This is a genomic window from Asanoa sp. NPDC049573 (assembly GCF_040676615.1).
In the GTDB taxonomy this organism is placed as follows: Bacteria; Actinomycetota; Actinomycetes; order Mycobacteriales; family Micromonosporaceae; genus Asanoa.
Map to the genome: position 1 here is coordinate 1 of NZ_JBFAPI010000020.1, position 22,420 is coordinate 22,420.

23 protein-coding genes are annotated in these 22,420 nt (G+C 70.6%); 16 read left to right on the plus strand and 7 right to left on the minus strand.

Annotation, left to right across the window (positions count from 1 at the left end; genetic code table 11):
• Positions 1 to 24: 24 nt before the first annotated feature.
• The 5 genes from dnaK (at position 25) to AB0J74_RS32190 (ending at position 5,327) form a co-directional block, all read left to right on the plus strand.
• A complete protein-coding gene (gene dnaK, locus AB0J74_RS32170; RefSeq protein ID WP_363454691.1) occupies positions 25 to 1,905 on the plus strand; it encodes a molecular chaperone DnaK in 1,881 nt (626 codons plus the stop codon).
• 34 nt (positions 1,906 to 1,939) lie between these two features.
• A complete protein-coding gene (grpE, locus tag AB0J74_RS32175) occupies positions 1,940 to 2,680 on the plus strand; it encodes a nucleotide exchange factor GrpE (RefSeq protein ID WP_363454693.1) in 741 nt (246 codons plus the stop codon).
• Positions 2,681 to 2,719: 39 nt separating this feature from the next.
• Positions 2,720 to 3,907, plus strand: a complete 1,188-nt coding sequence (dnaJ, locus tag AB0J74_RS32180; protein ID WP_363454695.1) for a molecular chaperone DnaJ — start codon at positions 2,720 to 2,722, stop codon at positions 3,905 to 3,907.
• Between the two features lie 7 nt (positions 3,908 to 3,914).
• Positions 3,915 to 4,376 (plus strand): helix-turn-helix transcriptional regulator, encoded by a 462-nt coding sequence (locus tag AB0J74_RS32185; RefSeq protein ID WP_363454697.1) that lies wholly within the window; start codon positions 3,915 to 3,917, stop codon positions 4,374 to 4,376.
• A 99-nt stretch (positions 4,377 to 4,475) separates the two neighbouring features.
• Positions 4,476 to 5,327 (plus strand): alpha/beta hydrolase, encoded by an 852-nt coding sequence (locus AB0J74_RS32190; protein ID WP_363454699.1) that lies wholly within the window; start codon positions 4,476 to 4,478, stop codon positions 5,325 to 5,327.
• Here the strand turns inward: AB0J74_RS32190 and AB0J74_RS32195 are convergent.
• The 3 genes from AB0J74_RS32195 to AB0J74_RS32205 form a co-directional block, all read right to left on the minus strand.
• Positions 5,324 to 5,755 carry a hypothetical protein gene (locus tag AB0J74_RS32195; protein ID WP_363454953.1) on the minus strand — a complete coding sequence of 144 codons (432 nt, stop codon included), beginning with the start codon at positions 5,753 to 5,755 and terminating at the stop codon, positions 5,324 to 5,326. The genes AB0J74_RS32190 and AB0J74_RS32195 overlap by 4 nt on opposite strands.
• Positions 5,756 to 5,908: 153 nt before the next feature.
• The gene (locus AB0J74_RS32200; protein ID WP_363454701.1) at positions 5,909 to 7,141 is read right to left on the minus strand and encodes a cation:proton antiporter; all 1,233 of its coding nucleotides are present in this window, start codon (positions 7,139 to 7,141) and stop codon (positions 5,909 to 5,911) included.
• A 7-nt stretch (positions 7,142 to 7,148) separates the two neighbouring features.
• The gene (locus tag AB0J74_RS32205; RefSeq protein WP_363454703.1) at positions 7,149 to 7,649 is read right to left on the minus strand and encodes a cation:proton antiporter regulatory subunit; all 501 of its coding nucleotides are present in this window, start codon (positions 7,647 to 7,649) and stop codon (positions 7,149 to 7,151) included.
• Between the two features lie 70 nt (positions 7,650 to 7,719).
• Here AB0J74_RS32205 and AB0J74_RS32210 point away from each other — a divergent pair, with 70 nt between their 5' ends.
• The 8 genes from AB0J74_RS32210 to AB0J74_RS32245 all read left to right on the plus strand — a co-directional run bounded on the left by AB0J74_RS32210 (position 7,720) and on the right by AB0J74_RS32245 (position 15,834).
• Positions 7,720 to 8,808 carry a hypothetical protein gene (locus AB0J74_RS32210; RefSeq protein ID WP_363454705.1) on the plus strand — a complete coding sequence of 363 codons (1,089 nt, stop codon included), beginning with the start codon at positions 7,720 to 7,722 and terminating at the stop codon, positions 8,806 to 8,808.
• Positions 8,809 to 8,893: 85 nt separating this feature from the next.
• The gene (gene clpB / locus AB0J74_RS32215; RefSeq protein ID WP_363454707.1) at positions 8,894 to 11,491 is read left to right on the plus strand and encodes an ATP-dependent chaperone ClpB; all 2,598 of its coding nucleotides are present in this window, start codon (positions 8,894 to 8,896) and stop codon (positions 11,489 to 11,491) included.
• 105 nt (positions 11,492 to 11,596) lie between these two features.
• The gene (locus AB0J74_RS32220; RefSeq protein ID WP_363454710.1) at positions 11,597 to 12,346 is read left to right on the plus strand and encodes a hypothetical protein; all 750 of its coding nucleotides are present in this window, start codon (positions 11,597 to 11,599) and stop codon (positions 12,344 to 12,346) included.
• 59 nt (positions 12,347 to 12,405) lie between these two features.
• Entirely contained in the window at positions 12,406 to 13,104 is a 699-nt protein-coding gene (locus AB0J74_RS32225; protein ID WP_363454712.1) for a hypothetical protein, read from the plus strand.
• A 202-nt stretch (positions 13,105 to 13,306) separates the two neighbouring features.
• Positions 13,307 to 14,074 (plus strand): SDR family oxidoreductase, encoded by a 768-nt coding sequence (locus AB0J74_RS32230; protein WP_363454715.1) that lies wholly within the window; start codon positions 13,307 to 13,309, stop codon positions 14,072 to 14,074.
• 100 nt (positions 14,075 to 14,174) lie between these two features.
• Positions 14,175 to 14,714, plus strand: coding sequence for an orotate phosphoribosyltransferase (pyrE, locus tag AB0J74_RS32235; RefSeq protein WP_363454718.1), 540 nt, complete (start codon positions 14,175 to 14,177; stop codon positions 14,712 to 14,714).
• Positions 14,715 to 14,771: 57 nt separating this feature from the next.
• Positions 14,772 to 15,152, plus strand: coding sequence for a metalloregulator ArsR/SmtB family transcription factor (locus AB0J74_RS32240; protein ID WP_089254755.1), 381 nt, complete (start codon positions 14,772 to 14,774; stop codon positions 15,150 to 15,152).
• 4 nt (positions 15,153 to 15,156) lie between these two features.
• A complete protein-coding gene (locus AB0J74_RS32245) occupies positions 15,157 to 15,834 on the plus strand; it encodes a class II aldolase/adducin family protein (protein WP_363454721.1) in 678 nt (225 codons plus the stop codon).
• A gap of 1,154 nt (positions 15,835 to 16,988) precedes the next feature.
• On the opposite strand, the gene AB0J74_RS32250 is transcribed toward AB0J74_RS32245, so the two are convergent.
• The 3 genes from AB0J74_RS32250 to AB0J74_RS32260 all read right to left on the minus strand — a co-directional run bounded on the left by AB0J74_RS32250 (position 16,989) and on the right by AB0J74_RS32260 (position 20,001).
• Entirely contained in the window at positions 16,989 to 17,765 is a 777-nt protein-coding gene (locus tag AB0J74_RS32250) for a DedA family protein (RefSeq protein WP_363454724.1), read from the minus strand.
• A 69-nt stretch (positions 17,766 to 17,834) separates the two neighbouring features.
• A complete protein-coding gene (locus tag AB0J74_RS32255) occupies positions 17,835 to 18,473 on the minus strand; it encodes a hypothetical protein (protein WP_363454727.1) in 639 nt (212 codons plus the stop codon).
• 28 nt (positions 18,474 to 18,501) lie between these two features.
• Entirely contained in the window at positions 18,502 to 20,001 is a 1,500-nt protein-coding gene (locus AB0J74_RS32260) for a hypothetical protein (protein ID WP_363454729.1), read from the minus strand.
• Between the two features lie 159 nt (positions 20,002 to 20,160).
• Here AB0J74_RS32260 and AB0J74_RS32265 point away from each other — a divergent pair, with 159 nt between their 5' ends.
• Entirely contained in the window at positions 20,161 to 20,658 is a 498-nt protein-coding gene (locus AB0J74_RS32265; RefSeq protein WP_308442587.1) for a SigE family RNA polymerase sigma factor, read from the plus strand.
• Positions 20,655 to 21,704 (plus strand): LCP family protein, encoded by a 1,050-nt coding sequence (locus tag AB0J74_RS32270; RefSeq protein WP_363454734.1) that lies wholly within the window; start codon positions 20,655 to 20,657, stop codon positions 21,702 to 21,704. The genes AB0J74_RS32265 and AB0J74_RS32270 overlap by 4 nt, the downstream gene beginning before the upstream one ends.
• On the opposite strand, the gene AB0J74_RS32275 is transcribed toward AB0J74_RS32270, so the two are convergent.
• Positions 21,701 to 21,886, minus strand: a complete 186-nt coding sequence (locus AB0J74_RS32275; RefSeq protein ID WP_363454737.1) for a hypothetical protein — start codon at positions 21,884 to 21,886, stop codon at positions 21,701 to 21,703. The genes AB0J74_RS32270 and AB0J74_RS32275 overlap by 4 nt on opposite strands.
• A gap of 111 nt (positions 21,887 to 21,997) precedes the next feature.
• Here AB0J74_RS32275 and AB0J74_RS32280 point away from each other — a divergent pair, with 111 nt between their 5' ends.
• Positions 21,998 to 22,384: a phage holin family protein gene (locus AB0J74_RS32280; RefSeq protein ID WP_363454740.1), complete on the plus strand. Its 387-nt coding sequence runs from the start codon at positions 21,998 to 22,000 to the stop codon at positions 22,382 to 22,384.
• The last annotated feature ends 36 nt before the right edge of the window (positions 22,385 to 22,420 follow it).

Sequence of the window (22,420 nt, forward strand, 5' to 3'; positions counted from 1 at the left end):
CAACTTGACGTAAGGAAGTAAGCCATGGCACGTGCGGTCGGCATCGACCTCGGCACGACGAACTCGGTCGTCAGCGTCCTCGAAGGCGGTGAGCCCACCGTCATCGCAAACGCGGAGGGTGCGCGCACGACCCCCTCGATCGTCGCGTTCGCCCGCAACGGCGAGGTGCTCGTCGGTGAGGTCGCCAAGCGCCAGGCGGTTACCAACCCGGATCGGACGATCCGTTCGGTCAAGCGGGAAATGGGCACCAACTGGTCCATTGACATCGACGGCAAGAAATACACCTCGCAGGAGATCTCGGCGCGCGTGCTGATGAAGCTCAAGCGCGACGCGGAGGCCTACCTCGGCGAGCAGATCGCCGACGCGGTGATCACCGTTCCCGCCTACTTCAACGACGCCCAGCGCCAGGCCACCAAGGAGGCCGGTGAGATCGCCGGCTTCAACGTCCTCCGGATCGTCAACGAGCCGACCGGCGCCGCGCTGGCCTACGGCCTCGACAAGGGCTCCAAGGAGCAGACCGTCCTGGTCTTCGACCTTGGCGGCGGCACCTTCGACGTGTCCCTGCTCGAACTCGCCGAGGGCGTGATCGAGGTCAAGTCCACCTCTGGTGACAACCACCTCGGTGGTGACGACTGGGACGAGCGGGTCATCGAGCACCTGGTCAAGACGTTCCGCGGCCAGCACGGCATCGACCTCTCGCAGGACAAGATGGCCATGCAGCGGCTGCGTGAGGCCGCCGAGAAGGCGAAGATCGAGCTTTCCGCGGCGACCACCACCAACATCAACCTGCCTTACATCACCGCTGGTGCGGCCGGCCCGCTGCACCTCGACGTGTCGCTGTCCCGGTCCGAGTTCCAGCGCATGACGCAGGACCTGCTCGACCGCACCAAGGGTCCGTTCGAGCAGGCGATAAAGGACGCGGGCGTGAAGGTCGCCGACGTCGACCACGTCATCCTGGTCGGTGGCTCGACCCGGATGCCGGCGGTGACCGACCTGGTCAAGCAGCTCACCGGCAAGGAGCCCAACAAGGGCGTCAACCCCGACGAGGTCGTCGCGGTCGGTGCCGCGCTGCAGGCCGGCGTGCTCAAGGGCGAGGTCAAGGACGTTCTGCTCCTCGACGTCACCCCGCTGAGCCTGGGCATCGAGACCAAGGGCGGCATCTTCACCAAGCTGATCGAGCGCAACACCACGATCCCGACGAAGCGTTCCGAGGTCTTCACCACGGCCGACGACAACCAGCCGTCCGTGTTGATCCAGGTCTTCCAGGGCGAGCGTGAGATCGCGGCCTACAACAAGAAGCTCGCGACGTTCGAGCTGACCGGGCTTCCGCCGGCGCCGCGTGGCGTGCCGCAGATCGAGGTCACCTTCGACATCGACGCCAACGGCATCGTCCACGTCAACGCCAAGGACCTGGGCACCGGCAAGGAGCAGTCGATGACGATCACCGGTGGCTCCGCGCTGCCGAAGGACGACATCGACCGGATGATGCGCGACGCACAGGACCACGCCGACGACGACAAGCGTCGCCGCGAGGAGGCGGAGACCCGCAACCTGGCCGAGCAGCTCCAGTGGCAGACCGAGAAGTTCCTCGCCGAGAGTGGCGACAAGCTTCCGGCCGAGTCGCGCGACCAGATCAACGAGGCGTTGGGCGACCTGCGCAGTGCGCTCGGTGGCACCGACATCGAGAAGATCCGCACGGCGCACGAGAAGCTCGCGCAGGTCTCGCAGCAGGCCGGCTCGCTGCTCTACAACGCGCAGCAGCAGGGCGAGCAGGCGGGCCCAGGCGCGGCGGGCGCTCCCGGCCCCGACGGCGCGGCGGGCCCGGGCACCAGTGCTCCGGGTGGCAACGGCGGCGGTCCCGACGACGTCGTCGACGCCGAGATCGTCGAGGACGACAAGAAGTGACCCGAGCGCACACGACGTCAGTGAGGATGTCGGCATGACGGAAAAGCCACGAGCCGCCGACCCGGCCGCCGCCGGGTCGGCGCCGGGTGGCACCGATCGCGACCGGGCCGATGGCAAGGAAGCGGAGCGGATCGTCATCCGGGACAAGCGCCGGATCGACAAGCCCAAGGGCGGTAAGACCGAGCCGGAGGCGGCCGAGACCACCGAGGTGCCTGGTCCACAGGCGCCCGCGGAGCAGCAGCCCGTCGACACACCGGCGCCGGCCGCGGACCCGGTGGCCACCGACGAGAAGCCGGCGGAGACGCCGGGCGACGACGAGGTGGCCGGCGCGGGCGGGCTCGGTGCCGAGCTCGAGTCGCTCCGGGCCGAGCTGGAGGAGCGCACCCGCGACGTCCAGCGCGTCTCGGCCGAATACGCCAACTACCGCAAGCGGGTCGACCGCGACCGGGGGCTGGCGGCCGAGCAGACCACCGGCCTGGTGATCAGCGCGCTGCTGCCGGTGCTCGACGACCTCGACCGGGCGCGCGAGCACGGCGACCTGGTCGGGCCGTTCGGCAGCGTCGCCGAGCAGCTCACCGCCGCACTGGGCAAGTTCGGGCTGACCGCGTTCGGCGAGAAGGGCGACCCGTTCGACCCGACCCGCCACGACGCGGTCGCCCACCTGACCTCGGGCGAGGTGACGGAGCCGACGTGCATCGACGTGATGCGCCGCGGCTACCAGCTCGGCGACCGGCTACTGCGGCCGGCGCTGGTCGCCGTGGCCGACCCCGAGTGACAGTCAACCTACGAGCAGTCGGAAGGGAGGCGGACTGACGTGGGCTCCAAGGACTGGCTGGAGAAAGACTTCTACGCCGTGCTCGGCGTTCCGAAGTCCGCCTCCGCCGACGAGATCAAGCGCAGCTACCGCAAGCTCGCGCGGGAGTTGCACCCCGACCACAACCCGGGCAACGCCGAGGCCGAAGACCGGTTCAAGGCCGTGTCCGAGGCGTACGACGTGCTGTCCGACACCGGTCGCCGCAAGGAATACGACGAGATGCGCTCGCTCTTCGGCGCGGGCGCGTTCCGTCGGGGCGCGCGCACGGGCGGCCCGACCACCGGCGGGTTCGATCCGTCGGACCTGTTCGGCGGCTTCGGCGGCGCCGGCGGCGGCACCACGACCGGTCGCGACGGCCGGTTCGGCGGTGCCGGGTTCTCCGACCTGTTCGGCTCGATCTTCTCGGGCGGCGGCCGGAGCACCACCACCGCACCGCGTGGTCCGGCCCGCGGCCGCGACGTGGAAACCGAGGTCACCCTCGACTTCGGCGACGCGGTCCGGGGCGTCACCCTGCCGCTGACGCTGCGGGCGCCCGGCGTCTGCGACACCTGTCACGGCAGCGGCGCCAAGCCGGGCACCCAGCCGCGCACCTGCCCGCAGTGCCAGGGCTCCGGGCTGATCACCCGCAATCAGGGTTCGTTCAGCTTCTCCGAGCCGTGCCGCGAGTGCCAGGGCGTCGGCACGATCGTCGAGGAGAAGTGCCCGGAGTGCCGCGGCACCGGCGGAGTCACCAAGACCCGCACGCTCAACGTGCGGTTCCCCGCCGGCGTCTCCGACGGGCAGCGCATCCGGCTTGCCGGCCGGGGCGAGCCCGGCGACCGCGGCGGTCCGCCCGGCGACCTCTACGTGCTGGTCCGGGTCCGCGCCGACAACATGTTCGGCCGGTCCGGCAACGACCTGACGATCACCGCGCCGATCACCTACCCGGAAGCGGTGTTCGGCACTGACCTGCGGGTTCCGACGATGGACGGCTACGTGACGCTGCGGGTGCCGCCCGGCACCCCCAACGGCCGGGTCCTGCGGGCCCGGGGCAAGGGCGTGGCCAAGCGCGACGGACAGGCCGGCGACCTCCTCGTCACGATCGACGTCGCCATCCCGACGGCGCTGACCGACGAGGCCCGCGAAGCACTGGAGAAGTTCGCCGTGCTCTCGCCCGATGCGGGGCGCGACACGTTGTGGCGGAGGTGACCGTTCCATGCAGCCCTACGACGAAGGGGAAGTCTCGATCACGGTCGAGGCGTCGTCCGACGCCAAGGTCCTGATCATCTCCGTGGCCGCACGGATGGCCGGCATGCACCCGCAGACCCTGCGGCAGTACGACCGGCTCGGGTTGGTGCAGCCCGGCCGGGCGGCCGGTGGCGGCCGGCGCTACAGCGCCCGCGATGTGGCGCTGCTCCGCGAGGTGCAGCGGCTCAGCCAGGACGAGGGCATCAACCTGGAGGGCATCCGCCGGATCATCGGGCTGGAGGAGTCGGTCACCGAGTTGCGCGAGCGGGTCGCCGACCTCGAGGCCGCGCTGACCGCGGCCTATCAGCGAATAGCCGAACTCGAGACGATGGGCAGCTATCCGCGGGCCGACCTGGTGCCGATGGCCCGGGCCTCGACCGCGTTGGTGGTCTGGCGGCCACGCCGAGCGTCCGACCCGCCGACGCGATAAACACCCGCGAAAGTCGACGAAGGACTAACCTCATCATATCGGACAAGAAGGCCGGGATCCACGGGGGGTCCCGGCCTTCTTCGGCCGGGGGGTTCGTGAGTGGACATACAACATCGCCGCATCGCGGCAAACGACGCCGTGCACCACTACGCGGTCGTCGGCTCGGGTCCGCCGCTCATCCTGCTGCACGGGTTTCCGGAGACCTGGCGGGCCTGGCTGCCGGTCGCGCAGCGGCTGGCCGGCGAGTTCCGCATCGTCATGCCCGACCTGCGCGGGCTGGGTGGGTCACCCGGACCGGCGAGCGGTTATGACAAACACAGCCTGGCGGCGGATGTACGGGCGATCGCCCGCGCCGAGTTCGGCGTCACCCCGGCCCTGGTATGCGGCCACGACCTGGGCGGTTACGTCGGGTTCGCGTACGCGCTGAGCCACCGCGACGTGACCTCCGCCCTGCTGCTGGTCGAGGCCGCGCCGCCGGGCACCTCGCAACTCGACCAGCTGATGACCAGCCCGCGCACCTGGCACCTGGCCTTCCAGGCCAACGCCGACGTGGCCCACCTGCTGATCGGCGGCCGGGAGCGGGCCTACATCGACTTCCTGATCCGGTCCCGCATCTACGACGCCGGCGCGATCGACGCCGCCGACATCGACCGCTACGCCGAGGCCTACTCGGCGCCCGGTGCGCTGCGGGCGGCCCTGGAGATGTATCGCTCGCTGGCCCTGGACCGGCAGCTCAACCTGGCCGCGCTGGCCGAAGACGGCCGGCTGACGATGCCGGTCACCGCCGTCGGTGGCGCGCTGACCGCGACCACGGCCGGTCTGCGGGAGATGCTCGACGAGATCGCCGTGGAGGGGCGGGCCGAACTCGTCGACGACACCGGCTATTGGATACCGGAGGAGCGCCCGGCGGTGCTCGCCGAGATCATCCGCAACGCGTCAGCGGGCCACTAGGAAAGGCGGCGGCCGGAGCGGACCAGGCCGCCCTCGCACCAGTCGCGGTAGTCGAAGAGCTCCGGCTTGGCCAGCAGCACCCGGCTGTTGTGTGCCCAGGTGCGCATCTGGTCGTCGCCCAACGACTCGGCCTGCTGCACCAACTTGCGCAGCCGCCGTTTGGGGTGGGCCCGGAACTTCGTGCGGATGCCGTCGGCCGCGTAGATGTAGAGGCAGTGCAGGGCGAACCGGCGGGCCGGACACGACCGGTCCATCGCCAACTCGAACAGCGTGGTGACCAGATGGTCGCCGGAGACCAGCAGGTCCCAGTCTTGCGGCATGGTCTGCAGCGGCACCGAGTCCGGATCGTAGGCCCACGCGCGAAGCTCCGCGGGCGTTGGATCAACGGGATTGGTGAAGCCGCTGAACGATGGCGACTGCACGCTCACGGACACCTCGCTCCGCATGGTCATGCGTCGATCTCGCTCAATGGTCGATCTTCCGCTTCCAGACCCCTCTGCGGCGCCACCGTAGCGCTTGCGAAGGAGCGACGGAAGGGGTCAAAGGTTAAGACCCGGGCACGATCACCTGAGCGCGCTCAGTTACTGGCTAGTAGCGTCCGGTGTGTGCCGAGTTAGTGGTCCTTCGGCCACCAGTCGCCGGGCCGGCCGCGGCTGGAGCAGTGCCTTGAACCACTCGAAGTCCGGCAGCCGCGCGATGACCGGGCCGACCACGACAGTGATCAGCACGTACGCCGTGGCGAGCGCACCCAGCTTCGCCGGTATGCCCGGGGTCGCCACCGCCAGGCCGGCGATGACGATGGAGAACTCGCCCCGGGGTGTCAGCGCGAATCCGGCCCGCCAGCGACCACGCACCGCGATGCCGGCGCGCTTGGCGGCCACGTACCCCGTCAGCACCTTGGTCCCGATCGTGACGACCGCGAGCCCGATCGCCGGCACCAGCACCGGCGGGATGTCGGCGGGGTCGGTGGTCAACCCGAAGAAGACGAAGAACACCGCGGCGAAGATGTCGCGTAGCGGCGAGAGCAGTTGGGTGGCGTGGTGGGCGACCGGCCCCGAGACCGCGATGCCGACGAGGAACGCGCCGACCGCCGCGGATACCTTCAGCTGCGCGGCCACGCCGGCGACCAGCAGGGTCAGCCCGAAGACGCCGAGCAGCAGGGCCTCCGGGTCGCGGGCGGAGATGACCTTGGAGATCCAGCCGCCGAAGCGGATCGCGACCACCAGCACGACCGAGACCGCGAGCACGGCCACGCCGAGCGCGACGCCGCCGCCGACCAGGCCCGTGCCGGCCAGCAGCGCGGTCAGCAACGGCAGGTAGAGCGCCATCGCCAGGTCTTCCATGACCAGCACGGAGAGCACCACCGGGGTCTCCCGGTTGCCCAGCCGGCCCAGGTCGGCGAGCACCTTGGCGACGACGCCCGACGAGGTCACCCAGGTGACGCCGGCCAGCACCACCGCGGCCACCCAACCCCAGCCGAGCAGCAAGGCGAACGCGGCGCCGGGTAGGGCGTTCAGGGCCGCGTCGAGCAGGCCGACCGGTGCCGCCGCGCGCAGGTTGCCGACCAGCTCGTCGGCCGAATACTCCAGGCCGAGGAGCACCAGCAGCAGGATCACGCCGATCTCGGCGCCGACCGAGAAGAACTCTTCACTGGCGCTCAGCGGCAGCAGTCCGCCGTGCCCGAACGCGAGGCCGGCGAGGAGGTAGAGCGGGATCGGCGAGATGCCGAATCGGCGGCTGAGCCGCCCGAGCAGGCCGAGGAGGAACATCAGTGCCCCGACCTCGATGAGCAGGACCGTGGTGCTCTCATGCATGGCGGGCTCAGCCGTCCGGGTCGGCGTCGGCGAGGATCCGGGTCAGCGCGTCGAGGCCCTTGCGGGTGCCGACCGCCACGACCACGTCACCGCTCTCGAAGCCGAAGTCGGGCCCGGGCGACGGGATCACCCCGCCGCCGCGCAGGATCGCGACGATGGAAGCGCTGGTGCGGGTGCGGGCCCGGGTCGCACCCAGTGGCCGGCCCACGAACGGGGTGCTCGCCGGCAGCGCGATCTGCTCGGTGAGCAGTCCGGCGGCCTGGTCGCGCAGGCCCGCGAGTTGGCCAAGCATCAGCGACGCGCCGAGCAGGTCGGCGAGCGCCTCGGCCTCCTCGTCGCGCAGCGGGATCGCGGCCAGCCTCGCGTCGGGATCGTCGGCGTCGTAGACGATCAGGGCACGCCGGCCGTCGCGATGTGACACGACTCCGAGCCGCTGGCCCGACTCTGTGACGAAGTCGTGCCGCACGCCGATGCCGGGCAACGATGTCTGTTCCACCCGTACTCGCACGCTGGCAACCTATCCAAAGATCGGGAACCGTGCCCGTCGCCGGAGACTCGGACGTACGCGGGGAGGTGTCATGCGCGGACGGATCATGGTGGCGGCGGCCGCCGTACTCGTGCTGCTGGGTGGTTGTTCGATCGGTGACATCCGGCGACCGCCGCCGTCGAAGCCCGTGGTGACCACCAACCCGCCGGCCACCGTCGCGCCCTTCGAGGTGCGACACGGCGACGTGCCCGTGCCACCGAGCTATCAGGTGCAGAACGTCGAGTTCGTGAACCAGGCCCTCGGCTACGCGCTCTTCGCGCGGTGCGGGTCGGACGGTGCCGCGCCCGGCCCGGCGGAGACCTGCACGGCCGCGCTGGTGCGGACCGACGACGGCGGAAAGAGCTGGCATCAGATCTACCACCCGAACCCCGACGGCAAGGGCCACCAGTTGTACGCGGACCGCACGCGACTGGTGCTCCACGTCGACCCGGACGGCTACTACATCTCGCGCGACCGCGGCGTGACCTACGAGTTCTCCCCCAAGATCAACGACGCGGTCCGCGCGACCATGGGCGACGAATACCAGGTGTGCTGCGACGACCGCGCGGCGCGGGTGGTGCGGTACGGGTCGGACGGGCGGGTGAGACCGACGGGCGCGCAGCCGGACATTCCCGACCTGCGCGCGGCGGCGTCGGCCGTGCACTGGGTCTTCGCGATCGGGCTCGATCGCGGGCGGCCGATCGCGTCGGTGTCCAACGACCAGGGCGCCACCTGGCGGCAGGTGCCGGTGGCCGGTGGTGGTGGCCAGGTCGAGGCGGTGGGCGTGCGGGTCGACCACGGCGGGATCTTCGCCTGGCTGATCGGCCAGACCGATCTGGTCTCCTGGCCGTCGCTCTGGTTCTTCGACGGGATGGGCTGGCGGCCGGTGTCGGCCGACGGGCACCCCGACCGCTACACGTCGTCGGTCGTGCTCGAAGACGCGTCGCTCGCGGTCACCACGCCCGACGGTCCGGGGCTGGTCACCGGTGGCGTCTTCCAGTCGGTCGACTGGCCGATCGACGACTGCGCCCTGCGTTTGCTGGCCGATGGCACGCTGGTGTGCACGGCCGGTCCGGTGACCTGGCTCGGCATCGGCTCGACCACCCGAAAGTGGATCAGAGTTCTGGTCGGCAACGAGTGACGTAGCTCACAGCAAAGGAGTTGAGCGGAATAGGCTCAACTCTGGTTGTGTCGTGTCTAGTGGACGCCAGCTACCAGGGGAGCCCATGAACACCGAACGTTTGACGACCAAGAGTCGTGAGGTCATTACCGGCGCGGCCGCCGGGGCGGCCCAGCGGGGCAACGCCACCGTCGAGCCGTGGCACATGCTGCTCGCACTGCTCGACACCGGCGGCTCGACCGCCGGCGGCCTGCTGCGCGCGGTCGGCGCCAACGCCGCCGACATCCGCCGCGCCGCCGCCCGCGCGATCGAAGGCCTGCCCACCGCGCAGGGCCCCAGCGTGGCCGAGCCCAACCTGTCGCGCGAGTTCGTCAACGCCATCGGCGCGGCCGAGCAGATCGCCCGACCCCTCGGCGACGAGTTCGTCTCCACCGAGCACCTGCTGGCCGGCCTGGCCCGGGTCGGCGGTGCCGTCGCCGACCTGCTCAAGCAGCAGGGCGCGACCGAAGCCAACCTCGTCGCCGCCTTCCCCACCATCCGCGGCGGCGACCGCCGGGTCACCAATGCCGACCCGGAGCAGACCTACCAGGCGCTGGAGAAATACGGCGTCGACCTGACCGCGCGGGCCCGCGACGGCAAGACCGATCCGGTGATCGGCCGTGACTCCGAGATCCGCCGGGTCATGCAGGTGCTGTCCCGCAAGACCAAGAACAACCCGGTGCTGATCGGCGAGCCCGGCGTCGGCAAGACCGCGATCGTCGAGGGCCTGGCCCAGCGGATCGTGGCCGGCGACGTGCCCGAGTCGCTGCGCGACAAGAAACTGGTCGCGCTCGACCTCGCCGCGATGGTGGCCGGAGCGTCCTACCGTGGCCAGTTCGAAGAGCGGCTCAAGTCCGTCCTCGAGGAGATCAAGAACTCCGACGGTCAGGTCATCACGTTCCTCGACGAGTTGCACACCGTCGTGGGTGCCGGCCGCGGCGAGGGCTCGATGGACGCCGGCAACATGCTCAAGCCGATGCTGGCCCGCGGCGAGCTGCGCATGGTAGGCGCCACCACGCTCGACGAATACCGCGAGCACATCGAGAAGGACCCGGCGCTGGAGCGCCGCTTCCAGCCCGTGGTGGTCGGCGAGCCCTCGATCGAAGACACCATCGGCATCCTGCGTGGCCTCAAGGAGCGCTACGAGGTGCACCACGGCGTGCGGATCACCGACGCCGCCCTGGTCGCCGCGGCCGCGCTGTCGCACCGCTACATCGCCGACCGGTTCCTCCCCGACAAGGCGATCGACCTGGTCGACGAGGCCGGCTCCCGGCTCCGCATGGAGATCGACTCGCGGCCGGTCGAGGTCGACGAGGTCGAACGCGCCGTGCGCCGACTGGAGATCGAGGAGATGGCGCTGGAGAAGGAGCCCGACGTGGCCTCCGCCGAGCGCCTGGCCCGACTGCGCAAGGAGCTGGCCGACAAGCGCGAGCAGATGACCGCCCTGTCCGAGCGCTGGCGCCTGGAGAAGGAGCACATCACCAAGATCTCGACGGCCAAGGAGGAGCTGGAGCGGTTGCGCGGCGAGGAGAGCGTCGCCGAGCGCGACGGCGACTTCGCCCGGGCCTCCGAGCTGCGCTACGGCCGGATCCCCGACCTGGAGGCCGAGCTCGTCGCGGCCGAGGCCGAGCTGGTCTCGCTGCAGGCCAGCGGCGCCATGCTGAAGGAAGAGGTCAGCGCCGACGACATCGCGACCGTCGTCGCGGCGTGGACCGGCATTCCCGCCGGGCGGCTGATGGAGGGTGAGACCACCAAGCTGCTGCGGATGGAGGAGTCGCTCTCGTCCCGCGTGGTCGGCCAGCCCGAGGCGGTCGGCGCGGTCTCCGACGCGGTCCGCCGGGCCCGGGCCGGCATCGCCGATCCCGACCGGCCGACCGGCAGCTTCCTGTTCCTCGGCCCGACCGGTGTCGGCAAGACCGAGCTCGCGAAGGCGCTCGCCGAGTTCCTGTTCGACGACGAGCGGGCGATGGTACGCATCGACATGAGCGAGTACGGCGAGAAGCACAGCGTCGCCCGGCTCGTCGGCGCGCCGCCCGGCTACGTCGGCTACGAAGAGGGCGGCCAGCTGACCGAGGCGGTGCGCCGCCGGCCCTACTCGGTGATCCTGCTCGACGAGGTCGAGAAGGCCCACCCCGACGTGTTCGACGTGCTGCTCCAGGTGCTCGACGACGGCCGGCTCACCGACGGGCAGGGTCGCACGGTCGACTTCCGCAACGCGATCCTGATCCTGACCTCCAACCTGGGCTCGACGTTGATCGCCGACCCGACGCTCGGCGACGAGCAGCGGCGCGAGGCGGTGCTCGCGGTGGTCCGCGCGCACTTCAAGCCGGAGTTCCTCAACCGGCTCGACGACATCGTGGTGTTCTCCGCGCTGTCCGGCCCGCAGCTGCGCGCGATCGTCGACATCCAGCTCGACCACCTGCGGGCGCGGCTCGCCGAGCGGCGGCTGTCGCTCGACGTGACCGAGCCAGCCCGGGTCTGGCTGGCCGAGCACGGGTTCGACCCGATCTACGGTGCCCGACCGCTGCGCCGGCTGGTGCAGTCGTCGATCGGCGACCAGCTCGCCAAGGCGCTGCTGGCCGGCGAGATCCGCGATGGCGACAGCGTCTCGGTCGACCTGGCCGACACCAAGGACGGCCTGACCGTGATGGCCCTGGTCAACTGATCGATCGTGATCGACGCCCCCACCGCACCGCGGTGGGGGCGACAGGCTTGCGCGAGCCCGGTACGGTGATCTTCACTCATCGTGAGGTATCGAGGAAGGAGTGCCGTGTCCGAGTTCGCCCCCGGTCCGGGCCAGGTCCGGCCGCCGGGCACCGTCAGGATCTCCAGCTATCTCCTTTACGCCACCGCCGCGCTACAGCTCATCAGCCTCGTTATCACGCTGGCGACGCTCTCCGACGTGCGTGCGGCCTATACCGAGGCCTACGCCGGCACCACCATGGCCGACACCAGCGACACCATCGCGGTCGCCGTCACGGTGGGCGGGGGGATCTTCGCCCTGATCGTCGCGATCGGGCTGGTCGTCCTGGGCTTCCTCAACCTGCGCGGGAAGAACGCGGCCCGGATCGTCACCTGGGTCGTCGGCGGGCTGTTCGTGCTCTGCTGCGGGATCGGTTCGCTGTTCCGTGCCGCCGGCAGCGCGATGAACATCGACAGCGGCACCGACGCGCCGAACGCCGCCGACGTGCAGGCGAAGATCGACGCGGCCATGCCGAGCTGGTACGGCGCGGTTTCGACGATGCTGTTGATCATTCCGATCCTGCTGGTGCTGGGCACGCTGATCCTGCTCGCGCTGCCGGCGTCCAACGCCTGGTTCAAGCCCAAGGCCGCCACCTGGGAGCCGCCGACCCCTGGCTACCCGGTGATGCCGGGTTCGAGCTACCCGACCCCGCCCTTCCGCCAGGGCGAGCCGCCGCTGCCGCCGCCGCCCGGCCACGGCGGGGAGCCGCCGGCTCCGCCGAGCTATGGCAGCGAGCCGCCGGAGACACCGACCGGCCCGCCGGCGCCACCCCGATAACCCGCGCGCCCGGGGCCTTCCGAGTAGTTTCCTCCACAACGGAACTACCGGAGGGCCCCGTGTCGTATCCAGCACCACCTCTCGCGCACCAGCCGGTGAGCATCCCGCGCCGACCGCCCGGCGCGGTTGTCGGTGCCGCCGCCGTACTTTTCCTGATGGCGTTCGGCAGCGTGGCCTACGGCGCCACCGGCCTGGCGCTGATGCCCGGCATCGTCGACCGGTTCCAGGCCGCCACGACCGCCGCCGGGATCGCGACCGACGACATCGACAGCGCGACCCAACTGCTCCGCGGCGTGCCGATCGCGGCCGCCTTCGTCGGCGTCGTCGCCGCCGTGCTGCTGGTCGTACTCGCGATCGGCACCCTGCGCGGCAACGGCGCGGTGCGGATCGCGGCCTGGGTGGTCTGCGGCGTCGGGCTGGTCGGCGGCGGCCTCGCCGCGGTCTTCGGCTTCGCGCAACGGCTCGGCTCGTGGTCGGACGACGCGGTCGTCGGCGCGCTCACCGCGGCCCATCCCGGGTGGTGGCTGTGGACCAGCGCAGTCCTTTCCGTCCTGCAGGCGCTGGGCTACGTTGTGGTGGCGTTGCTGCTGGCGTCGCCCGCGGCCAACGCCTATTTCCGGCGCACGCCGTCGCTACCCCCCGGCCCCACCGGCGGCGCGGTGCCGCCTTACTCGCCCCCGCCCCTCGACCCGGCCGACTGGCAGCGCCCGTCGACCACCACTGCCGCCGCGCCCGTTGCCCCTGGTCGAGCCGAGTGACCCGGTGTCGACCGCCCGCTTCCGCTGTCTCCGTTGCTCCTGGTCGAGTCGAGTGACTCGGCGTTGATCGCCCGCTTCCGCTGTCTCTCTTGCTCCTGGTCGAGTCGAGTGACTCGGTGTCGACCGCCCTTCCGCTGTCTCCATTGCCCTGGTCGACCCGACGGACCTGGCGTCGACCACCCGCCATGTGAAGGATCGCCTCGTGCCGACCGCCCTTGTCACCGGCGCCACCGCGGGCATCGGTGCCGCGTTCGCGCGTCGGCTCGCCGCCGACGGCTACGACCTCGTCCTGGTCGCCCGCGACGCCGACCGCCTCGACGCCCTCGCCGCCTCACTCGGCGGCAATGTCTCGGTGCTCAGCGCCGATCTGTCGACGGAGCCCGGCCTGGCCGCGGTCGCCGAACGGCTCGGCGGTCACGTCGACCTGTTGGTCAACAACGCCGGGGCGACCCTCAACCGGTCGTTCCTCAAGACGACTGCCGACGACGAGGCGTGGTTGCTCCGGCTCAACGTGTTCGCCGTCATGCGACTTACGCATGCGGCCCTGCCGGCGATGACCGAGCGCGGCAATGGTGCTGTGATCAACGTCTCTTCGGCCTCGTCATTCGCACCCGTCATGCCGGGCTCGACATACCCGGCGAGCAAAGCCTGGGTCACCCATTTCAGTGAGTCGATCGGACGCGCGGTCGGTCGGTACGGCGTACACGTGATGGCCCTCTGTCCCGGATATACCCGCACCGAATTCCACAGTCGCGCGGGTATCGACGTGTCGAAAACCCCCTCTTGGTTGTGGTTGGAGGCCGACGACGTGGTCGCCGACGGGTTGCGGGATCTGGCCCGTGGCCGGCTCGTGAGCGTGCCGAACTGGAAATACAAGGTCGCGGTGTTTGGCATGCGGCACGCACCGCGAGGGTTGTTCGCGCGCGTCGCCAACGACACCCGCGGCCGCATCGGTCGCGACAACCTGTGACCGCCGGTCGTCCGGCGACCGTTCGCTAAAGGGCGAAATTTCCCGATCCCTGGTGGGGCGCCCAGCAGGTTCACAGGATCGACCAGTACGCTTCTCCACCATGGGGGACCACGACGACCTGCGTAAATTCATCACTGACCGCGCCGTCGTGCACGGCCGCGTGGTGCTTTCCTCAGGGCGTGAGGCCGACTGGTATGTCGATCTCCGTCGCGTGGCTCTTCACTATGCGTCCGCACCGTTGGTCGGACGCGTCATGCTCGACCTGACTTCCGACTGGGACTTCGACGCGGTGGGTGGCCTCACCCTCGGTGCCGATCCGGTGGCGACCGCCATGCTCCATGCGGCGGCGTCGACCGGGCGTCCGCTCGACGCGTTCGTCGTCCGCAAGACGGCCAAGGCGCACGGTCTCCAGCGCCGGATCGAGGGTCCTGATGTTGCCGGACGACGGGTGCTTGTGGTGGAAGACGCCTCCACGACAGGACAAAGCCCGTTGACCGCCGTCGAGGCGCTCCGGGAAGCCGGGGCTGAGGTGGTTGGCGTAGCGGTTATCGTCGATCGGGGAGCAGGGGACGCCATTCGGGCGGCCGGGCTCTCCTACAAGGCGGCCTACTCGATGGCTGACCTCGGCCTAGTGGCGTAAAAGTTTGCCGATTCGGACCTGCTCATATGCAGGCGGGTCGATGCTGTAAGTGGAAGGATGGAATACGTGGGAACTGCGTTGGCTGAAATGACCATGCCTCAGATCTCGCCGCTTGCCGGCGAGCCAATCGAACGTGCCGACGCCGAGCGCCTCGCCGGGGTGCTCAAGGCGCTCGCCGACCCGGCCCGACTGAGGCTGCTGAGCCTCATCCAGTCGGCACCGGAAGGCGAGGCCTGCGTCTGCGACCTGACCGCACCACTGGGCCTGTCCCAGCCGACCGTGAGCCACCACCTCCGGATCCTGACCGAGGCGGGGCTGCTCGAGCGGGAGAAGCGCGGCGTGTGGGCCTACTACCGGCTCGTTCCGTCGGCGATCGCGACGATTGCCGATCTGCTCACGCCGCCGCGCAAGCGGGCCACCAAGAAGGCCGCCCGCTGACGCGGTGAGCGCCACTGGCCCGGCGTCGCCTCCAAGACTCGACGCCGGGTCCGAAGACGCGCGCGACCTACGCGACCTGCTCGCGGAGGTCGGTGCCGAGGTGGTTCGTGCCGGCCTGGTGGTCGGCTCAGGTGGCAACCTGTCGGCTCGCCGACCGGGCGATGACGCCTGCTGGGTGACCGGCGCCGGCACCTGGTTGGACCGGCTCGACCGCCGTTCGTTCGCGCACGTCCGGATCAGCGACGGCGCGATGGTGCCAACTGGCTCCTCCGCGCCCGCACCGAGCTCTGAAGTAGCGCTGCACCTGGCGACCTACCGGGCCCGCCCCGACGTGACGGCGATCATCCATCTGCATCCCCAGATGGCACTGTTGCTCGACGCCCTCGGCGAGCGCGTGCGGCTGCTGACCACCGACCACGCCTTCTACGTGCGCCGGGTCGCGACCGTGCCGTTCTTCCCGCCCGGGACCTCCGAGCTGGCCGAGGCGGCCGCCCTAGCCGCGGCCGACGGCACCAACTGCCTGATCCTCAGCCGGCACGGCTGCTCGGTGCTGGCGGACAGCGTGGAGCTCGCGCACAAACGCGCCCGCAACCTCGAAGAGGCCGCGCATCTGACCTATCGCGCGTTGGCTCTGGGCCGCGCCGCGGACCTCACCGACCAACCACCTCCGGCTGGCGCCTGAACCGTCGGCGTCGCCTGGGCGCATGGGTTCGTTGCCTATGTCGGGCAATCTCCCTTTGTTGTCGCGTTGCGCAACTCGGTTGGCGTTCCTAACTGTCGGGCGGTCGCGGTCCGTCGCGGGGTTTCAGCGGCGAGGTTGGTGCGATCGTGGGTTGCGGCAACGCCGCGCAACACGGTCGGCGTTCCTACCTATCGGGCGGTCGCGCTACGTCGCAGATGTTCTCAGGGGCGATGCGGTGCGAGCGCGGGTTGCGGCAACGGCAAGCAACGCGGTTGGCGTTCCTACCTGTCGCCCGGCCGCGGTCCGTCGCTGGCGTTCAGCCGCCGACGTTCAGCGGCGATGCGGTGCGATCGTGGGTTGCGGCGGCAAGCAACGCGGTTGGCGTTGCTACCTATCGGGCGGTCGCGGTCCGTCGCTGGCGTTCAGCCGCCGGCGTTCAGGGGCGATGCGGTGCGATCGTGGGTTGCGGCAACGGCAAGCAACGCGGTTGGCGTTGCTACCTATCGTGCGGCCGCGGTCCGTCGCTGGCGTTCAGCCGCCGGCGTTCAGCGGCGATGCGGTGCGAGCGCGGGTTGCGGCAACGCGGCGCAAGACGGTTGGCGTTCATGCCGGTCGCGGTCGCGGTCCGTCGCGGGTCTTCAGCTGCGATGCGGTGATCGTGGGTTGCGGCAACGCCTCGCAACACGGTTGGCGCCGCTACATATGAAGCGACCGGCAAGGATGTGCGGCGCGGTGATCTGGCTCGTGTTCCGACCCCGGCCTGCGACACGGCTGGCTCCCTACCGGTGGCGCGACCGCGGTCCGTCGCGGGTGTTCAGCGGCGAGGCTCTGCGATCGCGGTTGCGACAACGCCCGCAACACGGTTGGCGTTCCTACCTATCGCGCGACCGCGGACCGTTGTGGAGGTATGCGGACCAGCGCCGGCTTGCGGCAACGCCCCGCAACACGGTGGGCGTCGCGACGTATGGAAGCTGACCATGGTTCGCGCGGAGCGACCACGGCCTTCGCGAGGGCACCGTGATCCCAATGGGTTGCGGCAACGGCGGCGAGCGCCGGCCCGGTAGGGAAGCGGTGCCGCCGAGAGGCGCGCTCGGGGCCGACCCGGCAACAAGGACGGTATCGACGACCTGGCGGCGCGGTCCTGGCGGATCTCGCTACGGGGCGCGGTGGTTGCCGCGGCGCGTCTTTTCCTCGGTCGCCTCGGCCAGGCCGGCCACCGGGGCGACGCCGATGATCGCCATTTCCTTGGCGCGCTTGCGGGCGCGGCGGTCGCGGATCACCTCGATGATGATCGGGAGGACCGAGATCAGGACGATGAGGGCCACGAACGGCAGGATGTAGCGGTCGATGTGGGTGCCGATGGCGTCGTAGATGCGGCCGGCGAGCAGGTAGCCGATCAGGATGATGCCGTCGGTCCAGAGGATCGCGCCGACGATGTTCCAGATGAGGAACTGCTTGGCCGGCATGCCCAGAACGCCGGCTACCGGGTTGAGGAACGTGCGGACGATCGGGATGAAGCGGGCCAGGACTACCGCCTTGGCCGGGCCGAACTTCTGGAAATAGTGTTCGGCTTTTTCGACGTACTCGCGCTTGAAGAGGCGGGAGTCGGGCTTGTCGAACATCCGTGCGCCGTAGCGGGCGCCCAGCAGGTGGCCCAGTTGGGCGCCGATGACCGCGCAGACCGGCGCGCCGATCAGCAGGCCCGCCAACGACAGCTTGGTGCCGTCGCCGAAGATCGCGTCGGCCACCGGGGTTGCCGCAACGCCGGCCAGGAACAGCAGCGAGTCGCCGGGGAAGAAGAAGCCGATCAGCAGGCCCGTCTCGGCGAACAGGATCGCCCACACGCCGTAGAGGCCGAAGGTGTGCACCAGGTCCTTCGGGTCCAACGGGTTGAAGGCGAGGTTCTCGGCTAGGGCGCGCGTCGTCTCCACGGGCACAAAGGCTACCGGGCCTGGCAAGCCGGGGTCGGCGGGGCGGACAAACCCGGGAAAGGCGGGCCGTCAGGCGACGAACCGCTTGCGGTGGCGCCAGGCGATCACCAAACCGACGACACCGGCCACCAGGAGCAGGCCGCCCGCGCCGGCGATCAAGGTTGCGGTCGCTCCGGTCACCGGCAGGCCGCCGGGCTGGCCGCCGGTTTCGGCGGCCACGTTGATCTCGATGGGCGCCGTGTCGTTCCCGGAGTTGAGGTCGATGTTGGCGCCGTCGCATTGGCAGGCGACGTTGATCGCGACCGAGCCGCGGCCCGCGCCGGCCGCGTCGATGCGCAGCGTGAACGGGAACGTGATGGTCTCGCCGACCGCGACCACGGGGCCCGGCGAGCAACGGAAGGCCCTGCCCTCGCGCGGCGCGCAACCCTGGGGCACGGCAACCGCGGTCGTTCCCGACGGCACGGTGACGTCGACGGTCGTCACCGGGTGGCCGCTGTCGCTGCGGTCGGAGGGCGCCGGGCCGTCGTTGCGGAAGCCCAGCTTGATCTCGGCCTGGTCGCCGACCGCGCCGTTGATGCGGGCGCCGAGCGCCCGGAAGTCGAAGTTGCCGCTGGGTATCGCGGCCGCCGCCGGCGCCACGCCGGTCGCGACCAGCGCGGACACCGCGCCGATGACGGCGAGCGCGCGCCAGAGAGGGGTGGTTCGCATGTCCGGTGGTTCTCCCCGTTGCTTGGACTCAGTTGGCGCGGGTGCGCGCCAATGCGACGGCGCAGGCGCCGACGAAGATCAGGAGGACGCCGAGACCGGCCAGCGTGCCGGCCGGCGCACCCGTGATGGGGAGACCGCCGCCACCGCCCGAGGGCGCCGGGTCGGCCGGGCCGTTGACCACGATCGCGGCCCGGTCGTTTGACGCGGAGAGGTCGGCGACGCCGGTCACCACGACCCCGCCGTCGGCTCGGCCGGCCCGGTCGATCCGCAGGTCGAAGGCGAACCCGACGGTGAGGTCGGGGTAGACCGGCAGGTCGGGCCGGCAACGGTAGGCGGCGGCACCGGGCGTGCCACCGTCGGTGGCCGAAGCGACGCCGTTGACCAGCGGTGCGCACTCGCCGGGCACCGCCGTCGCCGTCGTGCCCGGCGGGACGGTCACGTCGACCGCGACCGCGGCGCCGTTGTGGTCGTCGAGCGCCGCCGGGCCGTCGTTGCGCAACCCCACCGACATCGACCGGACCGCGCCGACCGGGCCGGACAACGCCACGCCGACGGCGGCCAGGTCGAGACCGTTGCGGCCGGTGATCGCCACCGACAACGAACTCGCGTTGTTGCTCGGCACGGTGTCGGCCTGTGGCGGCAACGGCCGCAACGCCAGCAACCCGGTCAACGGCAGATCGCCGTCGGTGCCGGGCTCGCCGCCCGAGTAACCGTGCCCGGCCAGGAACGACTCGTAGTCTTCGGCCTGGGCCGCGGTGAACCAGGTCGCCGTCAGCTCGCGGGTCGCCGGTGCCGCCGTGTCGGCGCCGACCAGGAACGGCATGACCGCGGTGTAGCTGGCGCCGGGCGTGAACAGGCCCGCGAACGTGCAGCTACGGACTCGGTCGAGCACGTAGAGGCAGTTGTTGAACTTGCGGGTCGCGCGGAACGCGTACACGTCGCTGAAGTAGACCCTCGGGTCGTTGACCTCGGTCGCGCCGGCGACGTCGACCCGCAACGGAAGCGTGAACGACTCGCCCGGCCGGCGGCTCAGCGAACTCGGCGGGCCGGCCACCAGGTCGACGCCGTCGCCCACCCGCACCCACGACGACGTGCTGGAGGAGAGCCCGACGTCGCCGCTGCTGATGCTCAGCTGCAGCGGTCCTTCACCGCCGGACGTGCCGTCGACCGCACGCACCACGACGTCGAACTGCCCGGGCAACGGGCTGGCGCCGAGCCGCAGCTGGTCGCGCGTGCAGGTGAGGATCGAGCTGTCCACAAGGGAGCAGCCGGGCAGCGGCACCAGCTCGGCCACCCCGGCCAGCGCGCTGAAGTCGTAGGTGACCACGACGTCGTCGAGTACCACCGGCTCGGCCGCGATGAGCGTGACGCCGGCGACCGCACCGGGCCCGCCGATCGCGACGGTCACGTCGCGCATGGAGACGGCGACGATTTCGGGGGCGGCGGAGGCGGGCGGCGGGGCGATGGCGAGCGCGGCGGCGACCGCGCCGCATCCGGCGATCAGCGTGCGCGCGATCCTGCGCAGCATCCGGCATCCTCCCCAGGGATCGATGCGCAGCCTAGTTATCGGAGATCAATATCGCGATACCGCGCACGTTAGTCTGGCCGAACGGCTGAATATCGGTGATCATCGCAGCGCTTTTCGCGCCCGTACGCGTCGTCCTGGCAGAGCCACCCGGAGGTACCCGTGACGCCGCTGACGTACGAGGAGTTCGCCGATGTTCAACTCGGCGCGATGCTCCGGTACGCCGTGATGCTCTGCGGTGATCCACACCTGGCCCAGGACCTGGTGCAGGAGACGATGGTCCGGGTCCAGCTCAACTGGCGGAAAGTGGCCCGCGCCGACGCGCCCGACCGCTACGTACGCCGGATGATCACGAATCAGTACCTGGACTGGCGGCGCGGCTCCTGGCTGCGCCGGGTGCTGCTGCGCGCCGAGCCCGACGAGGCATCCCGCGTCTCGCCCGTCGACCACGCACAGACCACCGCCGACCGCGACCAGATCTGGACCTGGCTCGCCCGGTTGCCCAAGGCGCAACGCGCGGCCCTGGTGCTGCGTTACTACGAAGACCTGCCGGATGCCGAGATCGCCGAGATCCTCGGCTGCGCGGTCGGCACGGTACGGTCGTCGATCTCGCGGGCCCTTGCGACCCTGCGGGCGGAAATGGTGGAGACCTGCCCATGATCGAAGAGCAACTGCGCGAGACCTTCGAGCGGCACGAGACACTCGCGCCGCCGTCCGCTCCGCTGCGCGAGGCCATCGATCGCGCGGTCGTACGCCGTCGCCGGCACCGCCTGACCCGCCGGCTGACCGGTGCCGCCGCGGCCCTGATCGCCGCCGCCTCGCTGCCGTTCGCGCTGAACACCACCGCGGCGCTGCCCGAGATCGAGAACACGATGCTGCCCGGCGCCGCCCCACCGGTCGACCGGCCGTTGACCGTGGCCGTGCTCGGCGTCGACGACGACGGCGGCCGCAGCTACCGGGCCGACACGGTGCTGGTCGTGCACGTGCCGGCCGGCAGCCACACCGCCTACCTGGTCTCGCTGCCGCGCGACCTGCTGGTGGAGATTCCCGACCGCGGCCGGGCCCGGCTCGGCGAAACCTTCTACTTCGGCAGCCAGCGCAAAGGGCAGGCGCCCGATCTACCAGCCGGCGCCGACCTGACCGCCCGCACGATCACCGCCACCACGGGGGTGCCGGTCGACGCGACGGTCACCGTGCGGTTCTCGGGGTTGCGGGCGGTCACCGACGCGCTGGGTGGCGTGCAGATCTGCCTCGATCGGCCGGTGCCCGCGCGGCGCGGCGACCGGGTCTACCCGGCGGGCTGCCAGCGGCTCGACGGGCGCAGCATGCTCGACCTGCTCCGCCAGCGCCGACTGCCGCACGGCGTCTACGACCGCGACGCCAACGGGCGGGCCTTCGTACGCGGATTGCTGAGCAGTTCGGTTTCCGACCCGATCCAACTGGCCCGGGTGGTGCGCGCCGCCACGGACGGCATCTCCGTTGCCGGCGCGGAGGTGACAACGCCGCAACTGCTCCGGGTGGCCACCGAGATCGACACCGTCACCGCGGTCGACATCGGCTCCGACTTCCGCGGGGTGACCATCGACAACGTCGAGTACGAGCGGCTCGACCCGGCCCGCAGCACGCCGGTGTTCGTGGCGATCAAGGAGAACCGGCTGACCGACTGGGTCGCGGCCAACCCCAGAGCTGTGCGAGACGGGACCTAGCGATAGTCGTCGTCGCCGACCACGGCCCGTGACTGCTCGACGGCGTCGGCCTCCGGCACCTCGGCGCCGGTGCGCACCCGGTCGTCATGACCGTCGGCGTCATCGGGCTCCGCCGGCGTGGCCTGCTCACTCACGTCGGCTTCGGGTGCCTCCAGGTCAAGCTCTTCGTCTGGCTGGGTCATCGGCGCCGCCTCCTTCCTAACCCACCGTACGGCCGGTGCTGCTTGCCCGCCGGGCAGCGGCCGCAAACCAGGGAGCGCCGACGGGTGCGCGGCGGTGTCACGATGGGTGCCATGGGAATGCTGATCCGGGTGATCATCAACGCGATCGCCCTGTGGATCACGGCGTTGGTCGTGCCCGGCATCGAGGTGGGCGGCAGCAACGCCGGCCACACCGCCCTGACGGTGCTCGTGGTTGCCGTGATCTTCGGAGTTGTCAACGCGATCCTGAAACCGATCATCAAGGTCGTCGGGTGCGTTTTCTACATCCTGACCCTGGGCCTGATCGCCCTCGTCGTCAACGCCCTCCTCTTCCTGCTCACTGACTGGATCGGTCAACAGTTCGACCTCCCGTTCGCGATCGACGGTTTCTGGCCCGCGTTCTGGGGCGCGATCGTGATGGCCGTGGTGAGCTGGGTGTTGAGCTTCGTCGTGCCGGAGCCGCGCGCCGAGAACGACTGACCTGCCTGTCAGGGCATTCTGCTGTTGCGGGATACT

Coding starts and splice junctions, on each gene's coding strand:
- AB0J74_RS32185 (WP_363454697.1), top strand. CDS start 3,915: ATGCAGCCCTACGACGAAGGGGAAGTCTCGATCACGGTCGAGGCGTCG.
- AB0J74_RS32200 (WP_363454701.1), bottom strand. CDS start 7,141: ATGCATGAGAGCACCACGGTCCTGCTCATCGAGGTCGGGGCACTGATG.
- dnaK (WP_363454691.1), top strand. CDS start 25: ATGGCACGTGCGGTCGGCATCGACCTCGGCACGACGAACTCGGTCGTC.
- AB0J74_RS32255 (WP_363454727.1), bottom strand. CDS start 18,473: ATGCGAACCACCCCTCTCTGGCGCGCGCTCGCCGTCATCGGCGCGGTG.
- AB0J74_RS32240 (WP_089254755.1), top strand. CDS start 14,772: ATGGAATACGTGGGAACTGCGTTGGCTGAAATGACCATGCCTCAGATC.
- AB0J74_RS32260 (WP_363454729.1), bottom strand. CDS start 20,001: ATGCTGCGCAGGATCGCGCGCACGCTGATCGCCGGATGCGGCGCGGTC.
- AB0J74_RS32270 (WP_363454734.1), top strand. CDS start 20,655: ATGATCGAAGAGCAACTGCGCGAGACCTTCGAGCGGCACGAGACACTC.
- pyrE (WP_363454718.1), top strand. CDS start 14,175: ATGGGGGACCACGACGACCTGCGTAAATTCATCACTGACCGCGCCGTC.
- AB0J74_RS32210 (WP_363454705.1), top strand. CDS start 7,720: ATGCGCGGACGGATCATGGTGGCGGCGGCCGCCGTACTCGTGCTGCTG.
- AB0J74_RS32275 (WP_363454737.1), bottom strand. CDS start 21,886: ATGACCCAGCCAGACGAAGAGCTTGACCTGGAGGCACCCGAAGCCGAC.
- clpB (WP_363454707.1), top strand. CDS start 8,894: ATGAACACCGAACGTTTGACGACCAAGAGTCGTGAGGTCATTACCGGC.
- grpE (WP_363454693.1), top strand. CDS start 1,940: ATGACGGAAAAGCCACGAGCCGCCGACCCGGCCGCCGCCGGGTCGGCG.
- AB0J74_RS32280 (WP_363454740.1), top strand. CDS start 21,998: ATGGGAATGCTGATCCGGGTGATCATCAACGCGATCGCCCTGTGGATC.